Genomic DNA, 7312 nt, shown 5'->3' on the forward strand with positions numbered 1-7312 from the left:
TGGCCAGATCGGCGAAGGAGCCGATTCGCTTGGGGTTGCCCGGAGCGGTGACGATGACCAGGGTGTTCGACGCGAAGTTCGTCGGGTCGCCGGCCAGCAAGCCGGCCTTGCTGACCGCATCCATCTGGGCGGTGTCGGCCGAGGCGAACACGTCGGCCGTTGCGCCCTGCGTCAGCTGGGTCGCCAGATCGGAGGAGCCGGCGAACTCGAAGTCGACGCCCGCGCCCGGATTCTGGGCCGTGAACTGCTGGCCGATCTGCGTGAACGCCGGCTTGAGCGACGCCGCGGCGAACACCACCACCTTGCCCGAGGCCTGCGCGGGCTGCGCGGGCTGCGAACCGCACCCGATCGGCCCCGCTGCCAGCACCGTCGAAACCACAGCGGCCAGGATCCCGATCCGACGCATGGATGCACCCTAGCCCGCCGATAATGCGGTGCGCTCGGCGGTTGAATCGCCGCAAGAAAGTGCGCGGGAAAGTGACGGCCGAATAGTTACGCAACTGATCCGCGCGTCGCGCCGGCGAAAGTTTCGCCGGCTAGCTACTGTCCAGTAACATATCCGGGATCGACGCCATAACGCGCGTGCACACGAGGAGGTCATGGCAGTGGAGGTGCTGGTTACCGGCGGAGACACGGAGCTGGGACGCACGGTGGCCGAGGGCTTCCGCGACGACGGCCACAAGGTGACCCTGGTGGGTGCGCGCAAGAGCGACCTGGAGATCGCCGCCAAGGAGCTGGAGGTCGAGTCGATCGTCTGCGACACCACCGACCCGGCCAGCCTGGAAGAGGCCCGTCCGCTGTTCCCGCATCACCTGGACACCATCGTCCACGTGCCGGCGCCCACCTGGGAGGCCGGCGACCCGCGCACCTATTCGATCGCCGACACCGCCAACGCCTGGCGCAAGGCCCTTGACGCGGCGGTGCTTTCGGCGGTGCTCACCGTCCAGGCCGTCGGTGATCACCTGCGCTCGGGCGGCTCGATCATCAGTGTGGTGCCCGAGAACCCACCGGCCGGCAGCGCCGAGGCCGCCATCAAGGCCGCGCTGTCGAACTGGGCCGCGGGCCAGGCGGGCATCTTCGGCACCCGCGGCATCACCGTCAACATGGTGGCGAGCGGACGCAGCGCCGAGGCCGGCTACGACGGGCTGTCACGCACTCCGGCGCCGGTGTCCGCGGAGGCCGCCCGGTTGGCGCTGTTCCTGACCACCTCGGCGGCCCGCCACATCACCGGCCAGACGTTGCACGTGAGCCACGGCGCGCTGGCCCGTTTCGCCTGACGCGTAACGCGCCGCGCGCCCTTCTTTCGGGCAGGGCCGATCGCTACGGTGATTCTCGTGGCTATTCGACTCGGTCTGCAGATTCCCAACTTTTCCTACGGCACCGGGGTTGAACAACTCTTTCCCACCGTCGTCGCCCAGGCCCGCGAAGCCGAATCAGCCGGATTCGACTCGGTTTTCGTGATGGACCACTTCTACCAACTGCCGACGTTGGGTTCGCCCGACCAGCCGATGCTGGAGGCCTACACCGCACTGGGGGCGCTGGCCACCGCCACGGAGCGGGTGCAGCTGGGCACGCTGGTGACCGGCAATACCTATCGAAACCCGAGCCTGCTCGCGAAGATCATCACCACGCTGGACGTCGTCAGCCAGGGACGGGCGATCCTGGGCATCGGCACCGGATGGTTCCAGCTCGAGCACGACCAGTTGGGCTTCGAATTCGGCACCTTCACCGACAGGTTCAACCGGCTCGACGAGGCCCTGCAGATCATCTTGCCGATGATCTCCGGCGAGCGGGCCACCGTCTCGGGCCAGTGGTACCAGACCAGCGAGGCGTTCGCCAATCCCCGCTTCCGGGAACACATTCCGCTGATGATCGGCGGCAGCGGGGAGAAGAAGACGATCCCGCTCGCCGCCCGGCACTTCGACCACCTCAACGTGATCGCGGGTTTCGACGAGCTGCCGCGCAAGGTGGACGCCGTGCGCCGGTCCTGCGAAGAGGTGGGCCGCGACCCCGCCACCCTGGAGACCAGCGCGCTGATCACGGCCCTGATCGACGACAACGCGAGCCTCGAGCAGATCCCCGCCGAGATGACGCAGCGCATGGTGGCCGGCACGCCGGACGCGGTCGCCGATCAGCTCAAGTCCAAGGTGATCGACGCGGGCATCGACGGCGTCATCATCAACCTGCCCGCCTACACGCCCGGCGTCATCGAGGCGGCCGGCGCGGCACTGCGTCCGCTGGTGGGCCGGTAGGTCTTTCGCCAGCTCAACGCCCCGGTCGGCGGAGCATGACGAGTATCACGTTGGGCGACCAGCAGTGATACAGACGATGTGTTTGATTACACATGTTGCCAGCTAGGTTTGGGGGTATCCGCCTGACTAGCGTGGTCGTTGACTGCAGTCGCGCGTCCAGGAGCCCCCGTCAGGAGCAGCGGAAACATGAGCCCCCAGCCAGGAACCACAGATGGACCGGAGCGTCGTCACCAGGTCGTCATCATCGGCTCCGGCTTCGGCGGACTGAACGCGGCCAAGAAGCTCAAGCACGCCAACGTCGACATCAAGCTGATCGCCCGGACTACGCACCACCTTTTCCAGCCGCTGCTGTACCAGGTGGCGACGGGCATTGTGTCCGAAGGCGATATCGCACCCCCCACCCGGGTCGTCCTGCGCAGACAGCGCAACGTCCAGGTGCTGCTCGGTGACGTCACCCACATCGACCTGGAGGGCAAGTTCGTGGTGTCCGACCTGCTGGGGCACACCTACGACACCCCCTACGACAGCTTGATCATCGCCGCCGGCGCGGGCCAGTCCTATTTCGGCAACGACCATTTCGCGGAGTTCGCGCCGGGCATGAAGTCGATCGACGACGCGCTCGAGGTGCGCGGCCGGATCCTGAGCGCGTTCGAGCAGGCCGAGCGCTCTCGCGATCCGGAGCGGCGGGCCAAGCTGCTGACGTTCACCGTCATCGGGGCCGGCCCCACCGGCGTCGAAATGGCCGGGCAGATAGCGGAATTGGCGAAGGACACGTTGCGGGGCTCCTTCCGGCACATCGACTCGACCAAGGCCCGGGTGATCCTGCTCGACGCCGCTCCCGCCGTGCTGCCGCCCTTCGGCGACAAGCTGGGTCAGCGCGCGGCGGCCCGGCTGGAAAAGATGGGCGTGGAGATCCAGTTGGGTGCGATGGTGACCGACGTCGACCGCAACGGCATCACGGTCAAGGACTCCGACGGCACCGTCCGGCGCATCGAGTCGGCGTGCAAGGTCTGGTCCGCCGGCGTGTCCGCCAGCCCCCTGGGTCGCGACCTCGCCGACCAGTCGTCGGTCGAACTCGACCGCGCAGGCCGTGTCAAGGTACTGCCCGACCTGTCGGTCCCCGGCCACCCGAACGTGTTCGTCATCGGCGACCTGGCCGCCGTCGAAGGCGTGCCCGGCGTGGCGCAGGGCGCCATCCAGGGCGCCAAGTACGTCGCCAGCACCATCAAGGCCGAGCTCGGCGGCGCCAACCCGGCCGACCGGGAGCCCTTCCAGTACTTCGACAAGGGCTCCATGGCCACGGTGTCGCGGTTCTCCGCGGTCGCCAAGATCGGCCCGGTCGAGTTCAGCGGGCTGTTCGCCTGGTTCGCCTGGCTGGTGCTGCACCTGGTGTACCTGGTCGGGTTCAAGACCAAGATCAGCACCCTGCTGTCCTGGACGGTGACGTTCCTGAGCACCCGTCGTGGCCAGCTCACCATCACCGAGCAGCAGGCGTTCGCCCGGACGCGGCTGGAACAGTTGGCGGTGGTCGCCGCCGAGGCCAACCGGCCGGCGGCCAGACGCGCCAGCTAGCTTGCCCGACAGCGCAATTCAATGACGGCGGTGTGACGGGCCAACCGCTCAGCGGGCCTCGAGGTTCTGCAGCCGCACCTGACCGCGGGCGACGACGCGGTCGTCGTCGTCGGTGATGGTGACCAACCACAATTGCTGGCTGCGGCCGCGGTGGATCGGCTCGACGGTGCCGTACACCATGCCCGAGCCGATCGAGCGCAAGAAATCGGTGTTGTTGTTGACGCCCACCACGTTTCCGCCGCCGCGGGTGGCCAGCCAGGTGTAGGCGGCCACGCTCGCCATGCTTTCGATCATCGAGCAGTAAACGCCGCCGTGCACCAAACCCATCGGCTGCAACAGCTTGGGGGTGACCTCGAGTTGGGCCCGCGCACCGTCGGGGCTGAGTTCGGTGAACTGCAGCCCGATCTCGCGGTCGAAGGGTGCGGAGAAGTCCGGCGGGATAATGGCATTCTGCGGCTCTGGCACGTCCATGTGTCTACACCATGGCCCGCAAGCGTTTTCGCCGTGGGACTTTGGCCCCGAAAACGGCTGAGCCCCGTACCTGTTGGCACGGGGCTCGCCGATCGAGTAGACCGGGGGTCGCTGCAGCCCTCAGGACACTCACACGGTCCGTTATCGCTCGACTCGATGAGCATAGGCAAGGCTGCCCTAACTTCGCAAGGGGTATTGTTCTTCTTGTTCGCCCCGGGGGCGCGCGCGTCGGCCGACACCGTGATTTGTCAGCCTTCCGTACGACCGTCGGTAGTAAGCCGGAGTACGCTGGTTTCGACGCTCAGGAGATGAACGAACTATGGCCAAACTGACTCGGCTGGGGGATCTGGAACGGGCCGTCATGGACCACCTGTGGTCCACGCCCGAGCCTCAGACCGTTCGCCAGGTCCACGAGGCGTTGTCGGCGCAGCGCGATCTCGCCTACACCACGATCATGACCGTGCTGCAACGGCTGGCCAAGAAAAACCTGGTCTCGCAGATCCGGGACGACCGGGCGCACCGGTACGCGCCTGTTCATGGTCGCGACGAGCTGGTCGCCGGACTCATGGTGGACGCGCTGGCCCAAGCCGAGGATCCCGGGGGCCGGCAGGCCGCGCTGGTGCACTTCGTCGAACGGGTCGGCGCCGACGAGGCGGAGGCGCTGCGGCGCGCGCTCGCCGAACTGGAAGCCAATCAACGCAATAACTCACCATCTGCTGGCGCTGCACCGGAGGCCTGAGGGACACTGACAGTGTGTCCGCGCTGGCTTTCACCATTCTCGCGGTGCTACTGACCGGTCCGGTGCCGGCGATGTTGGCACGCGCGCGCTGGCCGCTGCGCGCTCCCCGCGCCGCCATGGTGCTCTGGCAGGCGGTCGCACTGGCCGCGGTGCTGTCGGCGTTCAGCGCCGGCATCGCGATCGCCACCCGGCTGTTGATGCCCGGCCGCGACGGGCGACCCACGACCAGCATCGTCGGCGCCGCCGAGCGCCTCGGCTGGCCGCTGTGGATCGCCTACGTCAGCGTGTTCGCCCTGACCGTGCTGGTCGGCGCCCGGCTGATGGTCGCTGTGGTCCGGGTGGCCATCGCCAACCGGAAGCGACGGGCCCACCACCGCATGGTGGTCGACCTGGTCGGGGTCGGCCACGGTGCCGCGCTGTCGCAGCCCTGCGCCCGCACCCGCGATCTTCGTGTGTTGGACGTCCCACAACCGCTGGCCTACTGCCTGCCCGGCGTGCGCAGCCGCGTGGTGGTCAGCGAGGGGACGTTGAGCACCCTCGCCGACGCCGAAGTGGAGGCGATCCTCACCCACGAGCGCGCCCACCTTCGGGCGCGGCACGACCTGGTGCTGGAGGCCTTCACCGCCGTGCACGCGGCCTTCCCGCGGCTGGTCCGCAGCGCCAACGCGCTCGGCGCCGTCCAGCTGCTGGTCGAGCTGCTCGCCGACGACGCGGCGGTGCGCGCCGCGGGTCGCGCTCCCCTGGCCCGGGCGCTGGTCGCCTGCGCGTCCGGCCGGGCCCCGTCGGGTGCATTGGCGGCCAGCGGTCCCAGCACGGTGCTGCGAGTGCGCCGCCTGGGCGGACGCGGCAACAGTCCGCTGCTGTCGGCGGCCGCATACCTGGCCGCGGCCGCCGTGTTCGTCGTGCCCACGGTCGCGCTGGCCGTCCCATGGCTCACCGAGCTGCAACGCCTGTTCAACCTCTGACACCGCCGAGAACCGATCACCCCGGGCGCCTGACTGTTCGCTGTGCCACAGTGTCACCGAAAGCTTTTGGTGAAAGTTCTCCAACTTGAGAGGCGACAACATGAGTTCGTCGGATGCCCCCTCCGGATCCAAGACCGGCACCGCGCAGATCGGCGTCACGGGCCTGGCCGTGATGGGTTCGAACATCGCCCGCAACTTCGCCCGGCACGGCTACACGGTGGCCCTGCACAACCGGTCGATCGCCAAGACGGACGCGCTGCTCAAAGAGCACGGCGACGAGGGCACGTTCGTGCGATCGGAGACCATCGCCGAGTTCCTGGACGCGCTGGAAAAGCCGCGCCGGGTGCTGATCATGGTCAAGGCCGGTGAGCCCACCGACGCCGTCATCAACGAGCTCGCCGACGCCATGGAAGAAGGCGACATCATCATCGACGGCGGCAACGCCCTCTACACCGACACCATCCGCCGGGAGAAGGCCATCCGGGAGCGCGGGCTGCACTTCGTCGGCGCCGGCATCTCCGGCGGCGAAGAGGGCGCGCTCAACGGCCCGTCAATCATGCCCGGCGGCCCGGCCGAGTCGTACGAGTCGCTGGGCCCGCTGCTCGAGGAGATCTCCGCACACGTCGACGGCGTGCCGTGCTGCACCCACATCGGCCCCGACGGCGCCGGGCACTTCGTCAAGATGGTGCACAACGGCATCGAGTACTCCGACATGCAGCTGATCGGCGAGGCCTACCAGCTGTTGCGCGACGGGCTCGGCAAGACCGCCCCCGAGATCGCCGACGTGTTCGCCGAGTGGAACAAGGGCGACCTGGACAGTTTTCTCATTGAGATCACTGCCGAGGTGCTGCGCCAGACCGACGCCAAGACCGGCAAGCCGCTGGTCGACCTCATCCTCGACGAGGCCGAACAGAAGGGCACCGGGCGCTGGACCGTGAAGTCCGCCCTGGATCTCGGCGTGCCGGTGACCGGCATCGCCGAGGCGGTGTTCGCCCGCGCGCTGTCGGGCTCGGTGGCGCAGCGCAAGGCGACCACCGGGCTGGCGTCCGGCCGGCTGGGCGAGAAGCCAAGCGACGCAGCGCAATTCATCGACGACGTGAGCAAGGCGCTGTACGCGTCGAAGATCATCGCCTACGCCCAGGGCTTCAACCAGATCCAGGCCGGCAGCGCCGAGTACGACTGGGACATCACCGCCGGCGACATGGCGACCATCTGGCGCGGCGGCTGCATCATCCGGGCGAAGTTCCTCAACCGGATCAAAGAGGCGTTCGACGAGAACCCCGACCTGCCGACGCTCATCGTCGCGCCGTACT

The 7312-nt window shown here is 68.2% G+C and carries 8 protein-coding genes; 6 read left to right on the top strand and 2 right to left on the bottom strand.

Annotation, left to right across the window (positions count from 1 at the left end):
* On the bottom strand, positions 1-406 hold a 406-nt coding region (gene modA, locus A9W96_RS14200; RefSeq protein WP_067140611.1), incomplete at its 3' end, for a molybdate ABC transporter substrate-binding protein.
* Between the two features lie 193 nt (positions 407-599).
* On the opposite strand from modA, the gene A9W96_RS14205 reads away from it, so the two are divergent.
* From A9W96_RS14205 to A9W96_RS14215, 3 genes are all read left to right on the top strand, one after another.
* Positions 600-1277, top strand: a complete 678-nt coding sequence (locus A9W96_RS14205; protein WP_067140615.1) for an SDR family oxidoreductase — start codon at positions 600-602, stop codon at positions 1275-1277.
* Positions 1278-1334: 57 nt separating this feature from the next.
* The gene (locus A9W96_RS14210; RefSeq protein WP_067140623.1) at positions 1335-2252 is read left to right on the top strand and encodes an LLM class F420-dependent oxidoreductase; all 918 of its coding nucleotides are present in this window, start codon (positions 1335-1337) and stop codon (positions 2250-2252) included.
* A gap of 186 nt (positions 2253-2438) precedes the next feature.
* Positions 2439-3824 (top strand): NAD(P)/FAD-dependent oxidoreductase, encoded by a 1386-nt coding sequence (locus tag A9W96_RS14215; RefSeq protein WP_066872790.1) that lies wholly within the window; start codon positions 2439-2441, stop codon positions 3822-3824.
* A gap of 48 nt (positions 3825-3872) precedes the next feature.
* On the opposite strand, the gene A9W96_RS14220 is transcribed toward A9W96_RS14215, so the two are convergent.
* A complete protein-coding gene (locus tag A9W96_RS14220) occupies positions 3873-4295 on the bottom strand; it encodes a PaaI family thioesterase (protein ID WP_369829231.1) in 423 nt (140 codons plus the stop codon).
* Between the two features lie 319 nt (positions 4296-4614).
* Here A9W96_RS14220 and A9W96_RS14225 point away from each other — a divergent pair, with 319 nt between their 5' ends.
* From A9W96_RS14225 to gndA, 3 genes are all read left to right on the top strand, one after another.
* Positions 4615-5034 carry a BlaI/MecI/CopY family transcriptional regulator gene (locus A9W96_RS14225; RefSeq protein ID WP_066872787.1) on the top strand — a complete coding sequence of 140 codons (420 nt, stop codon included), beginning with the start codon at positions 4615-4617 and terminating at the stop codon, positions 5032-5034.
* A 14-nt stretch (positions 5035-5048) separates the two neighbouring features.
* Positions 5049-5999: a M56 family metallopeptidase gene (locus tag A9W96_RS14230; RefSeq protein ID WP_066872785.1), complete on the top strand. Its 951-nt coding sequence runs from the start codon at positions 5049-5051 to the stop codon at positions 5997-5999.
* Positions 6000-6099: 100 nt separating this feature from the next.
* Positions 6100-7312, top strand: a 1213-nt coding sequence (gene gndA / locus A9W96_RS14235) for an NADP-dependent phosphogluconate dehydrogenase (protein WP_067140619.1), incomplete at its 3' end; no start/stop codon positions are given.

It is taken from the genome of Mycobacterium sp. 1245852.3 (assembly GCF_001669335.1).
GTDB lineage: Bacteria > Actinomycetota > Actinomycetes > Mycobacteriales > Mycobacteriaceae > Mycobacterium > Mycobacterium europaeum_A.

What these genes read in the sequence shown, in the direction of transcription:
- A9W96_RS14205 (WP_067140615.1), top strand. Translation starts at nt 600, where the DNA reads ATGGCAGTGGAGGTGCTGGTTACCGGCGGAGACACGGAGCTGGGACGC.
- A9W96_RS14215 (WP_066872790.1), top strand. Translation starts at nt 2,439, where the DNA reads ATGAGCCCCCAGCCAGGAACCACAGATGGACCGGAGCGTCGTCACCAG.
- A9W96_RS14220 (WP_369829231.1), bottom strand. Translation starts at nt 4,295, where the DNA reads ATGGACGTGCCAGAGCCGCAGAATGCCATTATCCCGCCGGACTTCTCC.
- A9W96_RS14225 (WP_066872787.1), top strand. Translation starts at nt 4,615, where the DNA reads ATGGCCAAACTGACTCGGCTGGGGGATCTGGAACGGGCCGTCATGGAC.